Here is a 14,783-nt window from a genome sequence, read left to right as displayed (position 1 = left end):
GCGATGAGCCTGCTGAAGAACGTCGGCACCATTGGCGGGCTGACCATGGTCAGCCGGGTGTTCGGCTTTGCCCGCGACATCATGCTTGCCCGCGTGCTCGGCGCGGGGGGGGTGGCGGATGCGTGGCAGCTGGCGTTCCAGCTGCCCAACCTGTTCCGCCGCCTGTTTGCCGAAGGTGCCTTCGCATCCGCATTCGTGCCGTTGTTCAACCGCCACATGGCCGCTGACGAGAGCGAGGCGCGGCGCTTTGCGGGCGAGGTGCTCGCGGTGCTGCTGCCGATTCTTGTGCTGTTCGGCGCGGTGATGATGCTGGCGATGCCGTGGGTTCTCTGGGCCTTTGCCAATGCCGAACTGCGCGGCAATGAGGCAAACTATGATCTGGCGGTGATGATGGGCCGGATCGCGTTTCCCTACCTGATGTTCATGAGCATGGCGACGCTGGTGGCGGCAATCCTCAACTCGCTATCGCGCTTTGCCGCTGCTGCCGCCGCACCGATCCTGCTGAATATCTGCCTCCTGGCCGCGCTGGTGTGGGGCGCGTTTCAGACACCGGGAGAGGCCGCGCGCGCGGCGACCGGGATCGGGCTGGCGATTGCAGTTTCAGTGAGCGGGCTGCTGCAACTCGGCTGGCTTTATTGGTTCATGCGCCGCGCGGGCTTCCGCATCCCGAGGGGGCGTCCGCGGATCACCGCGCGGGTCAAGGAAATGGGCGTGCTGATCGTGCCGGCGGTGTTTGGCGCGGGGGTGTATCAGATCAGCCGCTTCATCGATCTGTTCTTCATTCGCGGGCTTCCCGATGGCAGCCTCACCTACATGGCGATGGCTGATCGCTGGAATCAGTTGCCGCTGGGCATCATCGGCATCGCGCTGGGCACAGCGATCCTGCCCGCGCTGTCCCGCTACATCTCCAAGGCCGAGGATGACGAGGCGGTGCGCCTGCAAGCCAACGCGGTCGAACTCGCCATGCTGTTGACCCTGCCGTGCGCGGTGGCGCTGTTCTTTACCGGGTTTGCCTTCGTCAAGGCGTTCATGCAGGGCCAAGCCTTTACCGCTGAGGACGCGCGCGTAACCGGCATGGTCGTTTCGGCGCTGGTTGTCGGCCTGCCCGCCTATGTGCTGGTCAAGGTGCTGACCCCCAATTTCTTCGCGCGCAAGGATACCCGCACCCCGGTTTATACCGCCGCCGCTTCGCTGGTGGTGACGGTGGGGTTGAATATCGCGTTGGTGCCGATTTTTGGCGTGGTCGGTCTGGCGCTGGCGGGGGCGGCGGGGGCGTGGGTCAATATCATTCTGCTCGGCGGGATTCTGGCGCGGCGCGGGTTTTTCCGCCTGCCCGCGCGGGTGTTTGGCCGGATCGCACGAATCGCGCTCGCCTCAGCGCTGATGGGGGCGGCGCTGATGGCATTGATGCCGGTGATTACCCTGTGGCTTGACGGCCCCTTCACAATGCGCCTGCTGGCAATTGGCGCGATCATGGCGACGGCGGGCGTCACCTATGGCGCAGGCACCGTGGTGCTCGGCGTACTCGACAAGGCGACGGTGCAGCGCCTAATGCGCCGCCAGAACTAACAAAGCAGGACAAATCATGCGCGTCGTTTCCGGCATCCAGCCCACGGGCAAGCCCCACCTTGGCAATTATCTCGGCGCGATCCGCAATTACGTGAAGTTGCAGGATGACGCCCATGCCGCCGGGGGTGAGTGCCTGATTTTCATCGCTGATCTGCACGCGATTTCGATGCCGCACGATCCGGCTGATCTCGCTGCTTCAACGCTCGAACTGGTTGCCACGCTGGTTGCTTGCGGACTTGATCCCGACAAGACGATCCTGTTCAATCAGGCGCAGGTTCCCGCCCACCCCGAACTGCAATGGCTGCTGAGCGGCACCGCCCGCATGGGCTGGTTGAACCGCATGACCCAGTGGAAGGACAAGGCCGGCAAGAACCGTGAGGGGCAATCGGTGGCGCTGTTCACCTATCCCGTGCTGCAAGCCGCCGACGTACTGCTGTATCAGGCGACCCACGTGCCGGTGGGCGAGGATCAGAAACAGCATCTCGAACTCGCCCGCGACATTGCGCAAAAATTCAACAATGATTTCGGGACGGAGGACGCGCCGATCTTCACCCTGCCCGATCCGATCATCCCCGCCGAAGCCGCGCGGATCATGAGCTTGCGCGATGGCAGTGCCAAGATGTCGAAGTCTGACCCGTCCGACATGAGCCGCATCAACCTGTCGGATGATGCCGACACGATGGCGCAAAAGGTGAAGAAGGCGAAAACCGATCCCGAACCGCTGCCCAGCGAAGAAGCCGGGCTGGCTGACCGGCCAGAGGCGCGCAATCTGGTTGGCATCTATGCAGCGCTGTCAGGGCAATCGGCGGCGCAGGTGCTCAGCCAATATGGCGGACAGGGTTTCGGCGGTTTCAAGCCCGCGCTGGCGGATTTGCTGGTCGCAACGCTCGGCCCGATTCGCGAACGATTCGTGGCGTTGAAAGACGACCGCGAAGCCTTGGACGCAATCCTTGCGCGCGGGGCGGCCAAGGCGCGCGAACGCGGAGCGCCGACGCTGAGCGCAGCCTACCGCGCCTTGGGGCTGGTGCGGCACTGATATTGCTCGCGCACCGCGACGAAGCGAGGCGTGTGCACGGCCAATGTTCAATCGCCGTTCATGACTTAAAGATATGATATCGCGTTCAAGCACCAATGCCGTTGTCGCACTGGCGCCAATACAAGGGTTGTGTCATTATGACCGCTATGTCCTCGATCAAATCTCTCGCCCGCCTCGGCCTGCCGCTTGCCCTTGTGCTCGGCGTGTCGGCCTGTGCCACCCCGTTCAAGGCGGAGGTATCGCGTTTCGCGGTGCCATTACCTGCGCCGCAAGGGCAGACCTTTGCCGTGGTCGCGGAAGACCCCAAGCTGGCTGGCGGACTCGAATTCTCGCTCTATGCCGATATGGTCGCGAAAGAACTGGAGCGCATCGGTTACAACCGTGCATCTTCCCCTGAAACCGCCAATATGCTGGTACGCTTCGATTACGGGGTGGATAACGGGCGAGAACGCGTTCGTTCCGACTATGGCGGCTATGGTGGTTACGGCGGCTATGGCGGCTATGGCGGCTTCGGTCGGTTTGGTGGCTTTGGCGGGTTCGGTCATCATCGCGGCTATGCGTATGGCCTGTACGATCCCTATCTCGGTGGAGGCGGGGTGCGCAGCTACACAGTTTACACCAGCGGGATCGACGTGAAGATTGATCGCACTGCCGATGGTCAGCGCCTGTTCGAAGGTAAGGCCGAAGCCGTATCGCGGTCAAACCGCCTGCCCAACCTCGTCCCCAATCTGGTGGATGCAATGTTTACCGATTTTCCCGGTTCTTCGGGTGAGGTTGTGCGGATTACCATCAAGGATGACGAAAAGACCGTGCGCCCCGCCCCGGATGATAGCGGCGGCTACTGATAATAATTCCCTGAAAGGGGACAAACAGGCGGCACCGGGAGATCGGCGCCGCCTTTTTTGTTGTCCTGCGCCGACGCGCGGGAATCAGCGTTCGGCGTGGTGATCGCTGCGCTGCGCACTGTGAGCCCGCGGCAGGCGCGTAAAACGCGAGTGGGCACGTCGCACTTGCCCTGCTCCGGTGCCGCGCGACGCGCTGTGGCGATTGCGATGCTCGCGAAACAACTGGGCCAGCAATACCTGCCCAAAGGCCCAGTCGTCGATTCCGGAATCCGCATTGATATGGCCGATGGAGCCAGCATAGGCGAAGCTCGATCTCCAATCGGTCGCAAACCCGCGCGCCACCCCCAGCGCGCAATAGCGGTCATTCTCGCTCGCGGCGAGGAACGAGGGAAACGGCAAGGTCTGGCGCGGCACAGGAGCGAAGCGGGCAAGCCGCGCATCGACACCTTCGCGCTCGACATCCGGCGGGGCTACGAGCAGCGCGCCGACGACTGGATTGCCCTGTTCAGGCTGTTCGTATTGCGCCCACCATGCCACCGCATGGCACCCAAGGCTGTGCGCCACAAGTATCACCGGGCGCTGCGCACGATGAACCGCGAGATTGATCTTGTTGACCCAGGTGTTGCGATGAGGATCGTCCCACATCCCGAGATCAACGCGCTCGCAATCCGGGATTTTTGCTTCCCAATAGGACTGCCAATGGTGTTCGTTGCTGTTACCAAGACCCGGGATAATGAGGATTAGCGGATCGTCACCGAGCCGGTCAGCGTCGAGTTCAAAGTTGTGGGTCATTTCCTGCTCCTGTTAGGGCGTAAACGACCGTCCATACGTATGGTCCGACAGCAGGAGAGATAATTCAATTGAATTGATTGACAATAGACTTGCGGCAGGCCGTGAGATTTTTTGCGGCGAGCCGATTACAGCTTGGCGTGCCCCCCGGTCGAGCCGAACCCGCCTGCGCCGCGATCTGTTGCGTCCAGTTCGGCGACCTCGTCCCACGCCGCCTGCACCACCGGGGCGAGCACCAGTTGCGCGACGCGGTCGCCGCGTTGAATCGTGAAGGCTTCGTTGCCCAGATTGATCAGGATCACCTTCAGCTCGCCGCGATAATCAGAATCGATCGTGCCGGGGGTGTTGGGGACGGTAATCCCGTGTTTGAGCGCCAACCCTGATCGCGGGCGCACCTGAATTTCGAAGCCTTGCGGGATTGCGACTGCCAATCCGGTCGCCACCGCATGGCGCGCGCCGGGCGTGATCACCACGTCCTCGGCGCTGACCACATCCATGCCCGCCGCGCCCGATGTGGCATAGGCGGGCAGCGGCAGGCCCTCGCCGTGGGGCAGGCGTTTCACCTCGACGAATACAGGTGAACTCATTCGGCAGCTTCCGCCCGGAACGCCGCCGCGATGCGTTCGGCCAGCGCCATCGCGACCGCGCTCTTGGGCATTTCGTCGAGCGTTTCGACCCCTTCGGCGCTGACGATATGCACGCGGTTCATGTCGCCGCCCATCACGTCACCCGAAACATCATTCGCAACGATCCAGTCGGCCACCTTGCGCTTGCGTTTCTGCTTGGCGTTTTCGATCACGTTTTCGGTTTCAGCAGCAAAGCCGATCACCAGTCCGGGGCGTTTGGCACCGGTCGCGAGATTGGTCAGGATGTCGGGATTTTCGGTCAGCATCAGCGCGGGCGGAGCCGATCCGCGCTTCTTGATCTTTTCGCCGCGATATTCCTTGGGCCGCCAATCGGCCACCGCAGCCACCATCACCGCGACATCGGCAGGCAACGACCGCTTGACCGTTTCGGCCATTTCCTGCGCGCTTTCCACGTCCAGTCGCTTGACCCCAGCCGGGGTTTTCAACGCGACCGGGCCCGCCACCAGCGTCACCCGCGCGCCCAGAGCGGCGGCGGCGGCGGCAATGGCAAAGCCTTGCTTCCCGCTCGACCGGTTGGCGATATAGCGCACCGGATCAATCGCTTCCCAGGTCGGCCCGGCAGTGACCAGCACGTGGCGACCCGCCAGCGGGCGGTGCGATGCGGCGATGCCGAAATCGGCGCCTTCAGGCACCTCGCCCAGCACCGCCTCGATCTCGTCGGGCGTGGCAGGGGCGATCGGTTCGGGGGCGGTTTTGCGCGGGTCCACCTCGTGGTTGATTGCGCCAATGTCGATCGGCGGGGCGGCGTTAGCGCTCCCCTTCCGCGCCAGCAACGGGCCGCCCAGATCGGGGGCAAACTCGGGCGCGGGTTCTTCTTCGGGCGGGGGAAGATCGCCTTCATCAAGCGGCGGCAAATCTTCGTATTCGGCCTCGATTTCCTCGTGACTGCGCTTGGCGGTTGAGCGCGGGATGATCCGCGAAAAGAAGCTGCTGAGCGCGCCCTCAGGCATGGCCGCATCGCCGGTGCCATCGTCCCCGCCATCTTCATCGCCCTCAAGCGCTTCGACCGGGATTTCCGGGCGCGGCAGGGCGGTGGGTGCGGGCACATCGATGCCGAGATGATCGGCAATCGCACGCCAGATCGCGCCCGGTTCAGGCAGGCGGCCGTAGCCGAATTCACCGCAGGCCATCGGGCCTTCATCGGGGTGGAGCACAGACACGCCCGCCGATTTCAGCACGGCGATATTGCGCTGGGTCGCTTCGTGTTCCCACATCCGCACGTTCATCGCGGGCACCGCGATCACCGGCTTGTCGGTGGCAAGGATCAACGTGGTCGCCAGATCATCGGCAATCCCGCTGGCCATCTTGGCGAGCAGATCAGCCGTTGCCGGGCACACCACCACCAGATCCGCTTCACGGCTGAGCTGGATATGCCCCATCTCGGCCTCGTTCTTGAGGTCGAACAGATTGGTGTAAACCTGATTTTCGCTGAGCGCGGCGAGCGCCATCGGGGTAACGAATTGCTGCCCGCCCTTGGTGATGACGCAGGTGACATCGCCGCCACCCTTGCGGATCAGGCGCACCAGTTCGCAGGCCTTGTAGGCCGCGATCCCGCCGCCCACGACCAACAGAACCTTTGGTCCCGCTGCGCCCATTCCCGTCACACTCCTTGTTGCCCCGCTGGTCCGGCGCGTCACACACTCCCTAGCGCCCTGCCCCAGTCACGCCAAGCCCAGCAAACGTCATGCTCCACGGTGGTTAATATTGTGCTTATACCAAAGCGCGATGAGCCTGTTTCAACGCGCTGGTATAAAGCGCGTGATAGCCATAAGCTGGTGCGTGAAGGGGATTGATCCATGATTTTTGCATTGCGCATTGTGCTCGCCCTGTTGGGCGTGCTGTTTGTTTCGATGAGTTTCGGGTTTTTGACCAACCCCGGCACCGCCGGGGGCGATTTCGGCATCACCGCATTGGGCCCGCAGGGCATGGCGAGCATCAGGGCGGATCTCACCGCATTTTTCGCAGTTGCGGGCGGAGCGTTCCTTCTGGGTGCGTGGAAACGCAATGGCGGGGCGCTGCTGGTAGCCGCAGCTCTGATGGCGATTGCATTTGCCGGGCGCAGCATCAGTGTGGTGTTTGATGGCACCTATGACGGGTGGTTCGTGCCCATGGGTGTGGAGGCCGTATCGGTGATCCTTGCGCTGATCGGCAGCCGCGTGCTGCCCGAGAAGATTAAACCCTCACCCTAAAGCAGCCCCGCCACCGTCGCACCCCATACCGCGCCTGCGCCGACCAGCCCGGCGATGAAATAGCCGATCCAGCCTCCGCCCGCGCCTTGGCTGCGGTCGGTGAGCAGCGGGATTTCAGGCAGTGGCGGCGGTTCGGGGGCGCCGCCTTTGGGCGGGAATTTTTCCTCCAGCCGCCGGATAAGGCCGGGCAGGCGGAACAATGTCTCGGTATCCTGTTTCAGCCGGTCTGCCAGTGCGGCCTCCGGCCCCAACTCGTCGCGAATCCAGCTGCGCACGTAAGGCGCGGCGGTGTCCCACATATTGATATCGGGGTTCAGCTGCGTGGCGATGCCTTCGACCATCACCATCGTTTTTTGCAGCAGCAGCAGGTGCGGCTGGGTCTGCATATCGAAATCACGGGTGATCGCGAACAATCCGTCGAGCATCTGGCCGACGCTGAGTTCCTTTACCGGCTTGCCGCGCATCGGTTCACCCACCGCGCGCAGAGCCGTGGCGAATTCACCGACCGAATGATAACTCGGCACATATTGCGCCTCGAAATGGATTTCTGCGACCCGCCGGTAATTGCCCGTGGTCAGGCCGTAGAGAATCTCTGCCAGCCATTGCCGCGCGCGCCGGTCGATCCGGCCCATGATCCCGAAATCAATCGCGGCGATAGTGCCGTCATCCTCGACGAACAGGTTGCCCTGATGCATATCGGCATGGAAAAATCCGGCGCTGATCGCCTGCGTCAGAAAACTGATGACCAGTTTTTCCGACAGCGCGGAAAGATCGTGCCCGCGCGCGCGCAATTCATCGACCCGGCTGATCTTGATCCCGTCGATCCATTCGATCGTCAGCACCCGGCCATTGGTGCGATCCCAGTCGATGCCGGGAATGCGATAACCGGGCACGCCCGCCATCTGTTCGGCAAGCTCGCTGGCAGAGGCGGCCTCGCGCCGCAGATCGAGTTCGGAATTGGTCCAGCGTTTGAAATTGGCGATAGTCAGGCGCGGGCGCAGACGCTCGGCCTCCCCGCCGCCCATCGCTTCAAGATGCGCGGCGGCCCATTCATAGGTCTGGATGTCGCGCGCGAATTTCTCGCGGATGCCGGGGCGCAGCACCTTGATCGCGACCTTGCGGCCATCGGTGGTGATGCCCTTGTGCACCTGCGCGATCGACGCCGCGCCGACCGGTTCGGGGTCGATTTCCGCGAACAGCTTGTCAATCGGCTGACCAAAGCTGCCCTCAATCGCCGCCTTGATGTCGGCAAACGGCACCGGCGGCAGGCTGTCTTGCAAGGACAGCAGGTTGTTCGCCGCTTCCTCGCCCACCAGATCGGGCCGGGTGGCGAGGCTTTGCCCCAGCTTGATCGCCGCCGGGCCGATGGCGCGGAACGCTCCGGCATAATCGGGCGTGCCGCGTTTACCGGTTAGCGTGGCGAGCCGCGCCAGCCGCACCATACGGCGCAGCGTTGCGGGCGCGTTGGGATCATTCTCGATCCCCACCAGCGCCCGGCGGCGCGCCAGCGTTACGCCCCAGCGCGCGAGGCGGAAGAGATGCGTTGCGGAACTTGTCACGCGTTAAATCTTCCACCCCGAATGGATCGCCACCAGCCCGCCCATAATCGGTTCGACCCGCGTATTGGCAAAGCCGGCGCTGCGGATCATCGCTTCAAACGCGGGCATCGGCGGAAACTTGCGGATCGATTCGGCCAGATAGCGATAGGAATCCGCATCGCCTGCAATCATCTGCCCCATGCGCGGCAGCAGGTGTTCGGAATAGATATCATAGGCCTGTTTCAGCCCCGACCATTCAACGGTCGAAAATTCGAGGCAGAAAAACCGCCCGCCCGGTCGCAGCACGCGTAGCGCCTCGGCCAGCGCGCGGTCGATATGGGTGACGTTGCGGATGCCGAACGCGATGGTGTACGCATCGAAGGTGTTGGCGGGGAAGTTCACTTCCTCGGCGTTCTGGCAGGTGAAGACGAGGCTGCCATCGTCCTCGCCCAAGCCCCGCTCCAGCGCGCGTTCGGCGCCCACGTCGAGCATATCCTGATTGATATCGGCAACGGTGATATGCGCGCCGCGCTCCGCCATGCGAAACGCGATGTCGCCGGTGCCGCCCGCCATATCGAGGATCTGCTCACCCGCCTGCGGTTTCACGCGCTTGACGAAACGATCCTTCCACAGCCGGTGCATCCCGCCCGACATGGCATCATTCATGATGTCGTATTTGCGCGCGACGCTGGAGAAAACCTCGCCCACTTTGCGGGTCTTTTCCTCAGGCGTGACCTGCGTGTAGCCGAAGGAAACGGTATCGTCAGTGCTCTGTGTCATGCGGCGTTCCCTAGAGGGAATTGAGCCGGGCGCAAAGGGTGTTAGAGGGGTTCCCATGTGCGAAGTTTGCAATGCCTGAACTCCCCGAAGTCGAAACAACGGTGCGTGGCCTCGCGCGGTTCCTCGATGGCGCACGGATCACCCGCGTCACATTGAACCGCCCCAATCTGCGCCGCCCCTTCCCCGCCGATCTGGTGCAGATGTTGTCCGGAGCGCAAGTGACCGGCCTTTCGCGCCGGGCGAAATACGGCCTTATCCATTTGAACCGCGATGCGACGATGATTTTCCATCTGGGTATGAGCGGGCGCTGGCGGATCGATCCCGAAACCTCTGATCCCCACGACCACCTGCTGCTGGAAACCGCCGACCACCGCTTTGCCCTATGCGATCCGCGCCGCTTTGGTTCGGTCGATCTGCTGGCAACAGATGCATTGGATGCCTGGCCGCAATTCGCCGCGCTTGGCCCCGAACCGTTGGGGCCGGGGTTGACGGCGGCGCATCTAAAGGCCGCGCTGGCGGGAAAAACCCAGTCCATCAAACTGTGCCTGCTCGATCAGCGGATCGTGGCGGGGCTCGGCAATATCTATGTGTGCGAGGCGCTGTGGCGCGCCGGTATCCGCCCAACCCGGCCCGCGGGCAAGGTATCGGGGCCGCAATTGGCACGGCTGGTGCCCGCGATCCGCGACGTGCTCGACGCCGCAATCCGCGCTGGCGGTTCGACTTTGCGCGATTACACCCAACCCGATGGTGAGCTTGGCTATTTCGCCAGCAGCTTTGATGTCTATGGCCGCGAAGGGCAGGCCTGCCACAGCGATGATGGCGGGGTAATCGCCCGTATCGCGCAGGGCGGACGCAGCACATGGTACTGCCCGATCTGCCAGAAGTAGGGGAGAAACGTTGACCTTGCGCGCATCAGCGACTATGCGCGCTGCTTTCCGGCGGTAGGGCCATGCGTCCGACCCCTTATTTTCGAGCACACCGAACAGTTTTCCCGGCCCGCTCAGGCGGCTAGAACCAAACGCGAGACAGACACGAATTATGGCCAACACGCCGCAAGCCAAAAAGCGCATCCGCCGCAACACCGCCCGCGCCGAAATCAACGGTGCGCGCATCAGCCGCATCCGCAGCTTCATCAAGAAGGTCGAATCGGCCTGCGAAGCCGGTGACAAAGACGCCGCTGCCGTGGCGCTCAAGGCCGCTCAGCCGGAAATGGCGCGCGGCGTCGCTCGCGGCGTGCTGCACAAGAACACCGTGGCGCGCAAATTGTCGCGGCTGACGCGCCGAGTCGCCACGCTCTGATTCGTTTTGGGCAGCTGCGTAAGCTTGTTTAATGGGCGTTTACGGGTTGCAAAAAATGCAAATGCCTAATCGGGTCGCGCTCAACCAGCGCGGCCCGTTTTGGTTTGTGGCGATTGTGACAGGGCGAACCCTCACAAATGTCAGGATTCCTCGCGATTCGCACAGTATCCCACCCGCTTATTGTGTGAATTCATGCACTTGAATGCAAGTCTGCGGCATTGCGCCGAGTCAACAGGAATATTTCACTTTTTTTAAAAGTCCGTGCTTGCGCAAACCTGCAGGGAGTTCTTTAGATAGTCCCTGTCCGGTGTGGATTAGACCGGGCCTTAACAAACTGGCCGACAGGGGGGGCTTCGGAAACTCGGTTTCCGGAGCAGGCAAACTATTGCCTGTCGCAATGGGGAAGGCATGATTCTGCGATCCATAGGGGCGCGCAGAACAGGCATGGATTGGGGACGAGATTGTGCACAAAATCGACAAGGCACGGACATCCGGCCGACAGGCGGATGAACATCTGATGGAAGACGCAGAAGCCGTAAACCTTGCCGCCGATTGGTCTGATATCAGTCAGGGCCTGCGCAAGGATCTGGGCCACCAATTGCACAGCCAGTGGATCAAGCCGATCCAGCTTGGCAATATCAATCGCGAAACCGGCACGCTCGATCTCTATCTGCCGACCGAATTTTCAGCCAACTGGGTGCGTGACCGATTCCATGATCGGCTGCAACTGGCGTGGAAAATCGCGCGCAGCGAAGTGCGCAGCGTCAACATCCAGGTGCATCCCGGTCGCCGCCATCTGCCCGAACTGCGGCTGGACGATGGCCGCCGCCCCGCCAATGACGGCGCATCGGCAATCGCGATGGCGGCAGGCGCGATGGGCGATGCCAGCTTCACATCATCGGTCGGTCTTGATCCGTCGCTGACCTTTGCCGCATTTGTCACGGGCGAAGCCAACGTGCTGGCCTGCAACGCAGCGCAGCGCATGGCCGCGCTGGAACAGCCGCAATTCTCGCCGCTCTATCTCAAGGCGGCGACCGGGCAGGGTAAAACCCATCTGCTGCACGCCATCGGCCACGCCTATCTGCAAACCCACCCGCGCGCGCGCATCTTTTACTGTTCGGCCGAACGTTTCATGGTCGAATTCGTGCAGGCGTTGAAATCGAGCCAGACCATCGAATTCAAGGCGCGGCTGCGCAGCTTTGATCTGCTGCTGGTAGACGATATCCAGTTCATCATCGGCAAGGCGAGCGCGCAGGAAGAATTGCTCTACACCATCGATGCGCTGCTGGCCGAAGGCAAGCGGCTGGTGTTCGCCGCTGACCGCGCCCCGCAGGCGCTCGACGGCGTCGAACCGCGCCTGCTTTCGCGTCTGTCGATGGGGCTGGTGGCCGATATCCAGCCTGCCGATATCGAGCTTCGCAAGAAAATCCTGGTGTCCAAACTGACCCGCTTTGCTGCGATTGCGGTGCCTGATGATGTGATCGAATTCCTCGCCCGCACCATCACCCGCAATGTGCGCGAACTGGTTGGCGGCCTCAACAAACTGATCGCCTATGCCCAGCTGACCGGGCAGGAAGTGAAACTTCAGCTGGCCGAAGAACAGCTCACCGATATCCTCTCGGCCAACCGCCGCCGGATCACCATTGACGAGATTCAGCGCACAGTGTGCCAGTTCTACCGCATCGACCGCGCGGAAATGAGCAGCAAACGCCGCGCGCGTGCGGTTGTCCGCCCGCGTCAGGTGGCAATGTATCTGTCCAAGGTGCTGACCCCGCGCAGCTACCCCGAAATCGGGCGCAAGTTCGGCGGGCGCGATCATTCCACCGTGATCCACGCGGTGCGCCTGATCGAAGACCTGCGCACCCGCGATGCTGATATGGACGGCGATGTGCGCAGCCTGCTGCGCCAGCTGGAAAGCTGAACAGTTGCAATTGTGCGTTCCGGCGCAATGCAGAGACAATGCTCGACAGGCGGCGCGCAGGTTGTAAACAGCCTGCCCATGCCCACTCGACCGCTTACGCCCGACCAGATCGATCTTCCCGCCAGCGCGTTCCCGGCGCTGTTGCGCGGCGTAAAGGGGCAATGCCCGCGCTGCGGCGCGGCGGCATTGTTTCGCGCATGGCTGAAACCGGTCGATGCCTGCCCGCATTGCCGGCAGGATTGGTCGGTACAGCAGGCCGATGACTTTCCGGCCTATATCGGCATCTTCGTGGTCGGCCACCTGCTTGCGCCAGTGGTGATCGCGATGATCGGCACCTTCGGCATGTCGGCTTGGGCAACGCTGGCGATTATCCTGCCGGTGGCGGTGGTGATGCTGATCGCCATGCTGCAACCGGTCAAGGGCGCGGTGATTGCGTTCCTGTGGTGGCACGGCATCGGCGCGTTCCGGCAGGAACGGCGCGCGGCCCCGCCTGCCCTTGGGGCGCCTACGGACGAACCATGACCCTCTCGCCCGCCCGGCTTGATCGTTTTGCCCGCCACATCGTGTTGCCCGAAGTCGGCGGCGCGGGGCAAGTCAGACTGGCGGGCAGCCACGTCGCGATCATCGGGCTTGGCGGGATTGGCAGCCCCGCATTGCAATATCTGGCGGCAAGCGGGATCGGCAGGCTTACCCTTGTCGATGACGATGTGGTTGATGTCAGCAACCTGCAACGCCAGACGATCTTCACCACCCGCGATGTCGGTTATGGCAAGGCGGTATCGGCGCGGCGCTGGCTCGCCAATTTCGACGATACGCTGGCCGTCGACGTGTCCGACGCGCGGATCACGCCTGAAAACGCCGCCAGCCTGATCGCGGGCGTTGATCTGGTGGTCGACGGCACCGACAATTTCGCCACACGGCTAGCCGTGTCCGATGCCTGCGTGGCGGCAGGGGTTCCGCTGCTGTCGGCCGCCGTCGGGCGGTTTCAGGGGCAGGTCGCCGCCTTCGCCGGGCATTTGCCGGGTGAAGCCTGCTATCGCTGCTTTGTCGGTGATGCCTTTGATGCCGAGGACTGCGATACCTGCGCCGATGACGGGATGCTGGGGGCGATGGCCGGATGGGCGGGCAGCTTTGCCGCACTGCAAGCGGTCAAGGTGCTGCTGGCAGGCACATCGGCGCTGGGCGATCCCGGCTGGGGGCGGCTGCATATCCTTGACGGCCTTGCGCCGGGCCTACGCACGATCCGCATCGCCAAAGATGCGGGGTGCCGGGGGTGTGGGTTAGCTGTTTAGCGCACATTGCGAAGGGCTGCCCTTTTTGAGCGACCTTTGTTAAAGGGGAAAGCGGCCCTTCGACAGGCTCTGGGCGAGCGGAGATTTGGATATGCTGCAATTCGGGGTGATCGGACACAAAGGCCGCATGGGGCAGGCGCTGGAAGCGGCAATTGCCGAAGCGGGGCACGAAATGCGTGTGGGCGTGGATGCCGGGGGCAATCCCGGCCCGCTGGCGGGGCAATGCGATGTGCTGGTCGATTTTTCCGCGCCGGACGCGCTGGCCACCAATCTTGGCGCGGCGAAGGTGGCGGGGATTCCGATTCTGATCGGCACCACCGGATTGCAGGAGGAACATTTCGTCTTGCTCGCCAAAGCCGCCAGTGCGGTGCCGGTGCTGCAATCGGGCAACTTCTCGCTAGGCATCACCTTGATGGCGCATCTGGTGCGGGAGGCGGCGGCGCGGCTGGGGCCGGATTGGGATATCGAAGTGCTGGAAATGCATCACCGGATGAAGGTCGATGCGCCGTCGGGCACCGCCAAGCTGCTGGGTGAAGCCGCAGCCGCAGCGCGCAAGATTGATCTGGCCGCCAATACGGAAAGCGGCCGTCACGGCATGACCGGCGCGCGGCGCGAAGGCGCAATCGGTTTTGCCACCCTGCGCGGCGGCACGGTGGCGGGCGAACATTCCGTGATCTTTGCCGGGCCGGACGAACGGCTGACGATCTCTCATAACGCCGAAGACCGCATGATCTTTGCGCGCGGAGCGGTGAAGGCGGCCGCATGGCTGATCGGTAAGCCCGCCGGGCGTTACAGCATGAACGACGTGCTGGGGCTGTGACGCTTGACCGGCACAGCACCCGGTGTATTGGATAAACAACACACTTGGGAGCCATCAT

15 protein-coding genes are annotated in these 14,783 nt (G+C 63.0%); 10 read left to right on the top strand and 5 right to left on the bottom strand.

What is annotated here, in order from left to right; all coding sequences use genetic code 11:
• Positions 1-3 precede the first annotated feature (3 nt).
• From murJ to ABIE62_RS09405, 3 genes are all read left to right on the top strand, one after another.
• Positions 4-1,569 carry a murein biosynthesis integral membrane protein MurJ gene (murJ, locus tag ABIE62_RS09415; RefSeq protein WP_354325479.1) on the top strand — a complete coding sequence of 522 codons (1,566 nt, stop codon included), beginning with the start codon at positions 4-6 and terminating at the stop codon, positions 1,567-1,569.
• 16 nt (positions 1,570-1,585) lie between these two features.
• The gene (gene trpS / locus ABIE62_RS09410) at positions 1,586-2,605 is read left to right on the top strand and encodes a tryptophan--tRNA ligase (RefSeq protein WP_354325478.1); all 1,020 of its coding nucleotides are present in this window, start codon (positions 1,586-1,588) and stop codon (positions 2,603-2,605) included.
• Positions 2,606-2,742: 137 nt separating this feature from the next.
• The gene (locus ABIE62_RS09405) at positions 2,743-3,450 is read left to right on the top strand and encodes a DUF4136 domain-containing protein (RefSeq protein ID WP_454184807.1); all 708 of its coding nucleotides are present in this window, start codon (positions 2,743-2,745) and stop codon (positions 3,448-3,450) included.
• 84 nt (positions 3,451-3,534) lie between these two features.
• On the opposite strand, the gene ABIE62_RS09400 is transcribed toward ABIE62_RS09405, so the two are convergent.
• From ABIE62_RS09400 to ABIE62_RS09390, 3 genes are all read right to left on the bottom strand, one after another.
• The gene (locus tag ABIE62_RS09400) at positions 3,535-4,242 is read right to left on the bottom strand and encodes an RBBP9/YdeN family alpha/beta hydrolase (RefSeq protein WP_354325477.1); all 708 of its coding nucleotides are present in this window, start codon (positions 4,240-4,242) and stop codon (positions 3,535-3,537) included.
• A gap of 125 nt (positions 4,243-4,367) precedes the next feature.
• Positions 4,368-4,826, bottom strand: coding sequence for a dUTP diphosphatase (dut, locus tag ABIE62_RS09395; protein ID WP_354325475.1), 459 nt, complete (start codon positions 4,824-4,826; stop codon positions 4,368-4,370).
• Positions 4,823-6,481 carry a bifunctional phosphopantothenoylcysteine decarboxylase/phosphopantothenate synthase gene (locus ABIE62_RS09390; protein ID WP_354325474.1) on the bottom strand — a complete coding sequence of 553 codons (1,659 nt, stop codon included), beginning with the start codon at positions 6,479-6,481 and terminating at the stop codon, positions 4,823-4,825. The genes dut and ABIE62_RS09390 overlap by 4 nt, the downstream gene beginning before the upstream one ends.
• A 201-nt stretch (positions 6,482-6,682) precedes the next feature.
• Between ABIE62_RS09390 and ABIE62_RS09385 the strand changes: the two genes are divergently transcribed.
• Entirely contained in the window at positions 6,683-7,075 is a 393-nt protein-coding gene (locus ABIE62_RS09385; protein ID WP_354325472.1) for a DUF4345 family protein, read from the top strand.
• Here ABIE62_RS09385 and ubiB read toward each other — a convergent pair.
• Both ubiB and ABIE62_RS09375 read right to left on the bottom strand, forming a co-directional pair.
• Positions 7,072-8,634, bottom strand: a complete 1,563-nt coding sequence (ubiB, locus tag ABIE62_RS09380) for a 2-polyprenylphenol 6-hydroxylase (RefSeq protein ID WP_354325471.1) — start codon at positions 8,632-8,634, stop codon at positions 7,072-7,074. The two genes, ABIE62_RS09385 and ubiB, sit on opposite strands and share 4 nt — an antisense overlap.
• 3 nt (positions 8,635-8,637) lie before the next feature.
• Positions 8,638-9,393: a class I SAM-dependent methyltransferase gene (locus ABIE62_RS09375; RefSeq protein WP_354325469.1), complete on the bottom strand. Its 756-nt coding sequence runs from the start codon at positions 9,391-9,393 to the stop codon at positions 8,638-8,640.
• 71 nt (positions 9,394-9,464) lie between these two features.
• Between ABIE62_RS09375 and mutM the strand changes: the two genes are divergently transcribed.
• The 6 genes from mutM to dapB all read left to right on the top strand — a co-directional run bounded on the left by mutM (position 9,465) and on the right by dapB (position 14,725).
• Positions 9,465-10,280: a bifunctional DNA-formamidopyrimidine glycosylase/DNA-(apurinic or apyrimidinic site) lyase gene (mutM, locus tag ABIE62_RS09370; protein WP_354325467.1), complete on the top strand. Its 816-nt coding sequence runs from the start codon at positions 9,465-9,467 to the stop codon at positions 10,278-10,280.
• 151 nt (positions 10,281-10,431) lie between these two features.
• Positions 10,432-10,692 carry a 30S ribosomal protein S20 gene (rpsT, locus tag ABIE62_RS09365; protein ID WP_354325465.1) on the top strand — a complete coding sequence of 87 codons (261 nt, stop codon included), beginning with the start codon at positions 10,432-10,434 and terminating at the stop codon, positions 10,690-10,692.
• Positions 10,693-11,209: 517 nt separating this feature from the next.
• Positions 11,210-12,613, top strand: a complete 1,404-nt coding sequence (gene dnaA / locus ABIE62_RS09360; protein WP_354325464.1) for a chromosomal replication initiator protein DnaA — start codon at positions 11,210-11,212, stop codon at positions 12,611-12,613.
• 78 nt (positions 12,614-12,691) lie between these two features.
• Entirely contained in the window at positions 12,692-13,135 is a 444-nt protein-coding gene (locus ABIE62_RS09355) for a DUF983 domain-containing protein (protein ID WP_354325462.1), read from the top strand.
• The gene (locus ABIE62_RS09350) at positions 13,132-13,905 is read left to right on the top strand and encodes a HesA/MoeB/ThiF family protein (RefSeq protein WP_354325460.1); all 774 of its coding nucleotides are present in this window, start codon (positions 13,132-13,134) and stop codon (positions 13,903-13,905) included. The genes ABIE62_RS09355 and ABIE62_RS09350 overlap by 4 nt, the downstream gene beginning before the upstream one ends.
• Before the next feature lie 91 nt (positions 13,906-13,996).
• A complete protein-coding gene (gene dapB, locus ABIE62_RS09345; RefSeq protein ID WP_354325458.1) occupies positions 13,997-14,725 on the top strand; it encodes a 4-hydroxy-tetrahydrodipicolinate reductase in 729 nt (242 codons plus the stop codon).
• Positions 14,726-14,783 lie beyond the last annotated feature (58 nt).

This window comes from Porphyrobacter sp. MBR-155 (assembly GCF_040547625.1).
Taxonomy (GTDB): Bacteria; Pseudomonadota; Alphaproteobacteria; order Sphingomonadales; family Sphingomonadaceae; genus Erythrobacter.
Note: the sequence above shows the minus strand (reverse complement) of the source record. Positions and strands in the feature narration are given on the sequence as shown.

Excerpts from the sequence above, each read along its gene's own strand:
- murJ (WP_354325479.1), top strand. The coding sequence starts at position 4 with ATGAGCCTGCTGAAGAACGTCGGCACCATTGGCGGGCTGACCATGGTC.
- trpS (WP_354325478.1), top strand. The coding sequence starts at position 1,586 with ATGCGCGTCGTTTCCGGCATCCAGCCCACGGGCAAGCCCCACCTTGGC.
- ABIE62_RS09405 (WP_454184807.1), top strand. The coding sequence starts at position 2,743 with ATGACCGCTATGTCCTCGATCAAATCTCTCGCCCGCCTCGGCCTGCCG.
- ABIE62_RS09400 (WP_354325477.1), bottom strand. The coding sequence starts at position 4,242 with ATGACCCACAACTTTGAACTCGACGCTGACCGGCTCGGTGACGATCCG.
- dut (WP_354325475.1), bottom strand. The coding sequence starts at position 4,826 with ATGAGTTCACCTGTATTCGTCGAGGTGAAACGCCTGCCCCACGGCGAG.
- ABIE62_RS09390 (WP_354325474.1), bottom strand. The coding sequence starts at position 6,481 with ATGGGCGCAGCGGGACCAAAGGTTCTGTTGGTCGTGGGCGGCGGGATC.
- ABIE62_RS09385 (WP_354325472.1), top strand. The coding sequence starts at position 6,683 with ATGATTTTTGCATTGCGCATTGTGCTCGCCCTGTTGGGCGTGCTGTTT.
- ABIE62_RS09375 (WP_354325469.1), bottom strand. The coding sequence starts at position 9,393 with ATGACACAGAGCACTGACGATACCGTTTCCTTCGGCTACACGCAGGTC.
- mutM (WP_354325467.1), top strand. The coding sequence starts at position 9,465 with ATGCCTGAACTCCCCGAAGTCGAAACAACGGTGCGTGGCCTCGCGCGG.
- rpsT (WP_354325465.1), top strand. The coding sequence starts at position 10,432 with ATGGCCAACACGCCGCAAGCCAAAAAGCGCATCCGCCGCAACACCGCC.
- dnaA (WP_354325464.1), top strand. The coding sequence starts at position 11,210 with ATGGAAGACGCAGAAGCCGTAAACCTTGCCGCCGATTGGTCTGATATC.
- ABIE62_RS09355 (WP_354325462.1), top strand. The coding sequence starts at position 12,692 with ATGCCCACTCGACCGCTTACGCCCGACCAGATCGATCTTCCCGCCAGC.
- ABIE62_RS09350 (WP_354325460.1), top strand. The coding sequence starts at position 13,132 with ATGACCCTCTCGCCCGCCCGGCTTGATCGTTTTGCCCGCCACATCGTG.
- dapB (WP_354325458.1), top strand. The coding sequence starts at position 13,997 with ATGCTGCAATTCGGGGTGATCGGACACAAAGGCCGCATGGGGCAGGCG.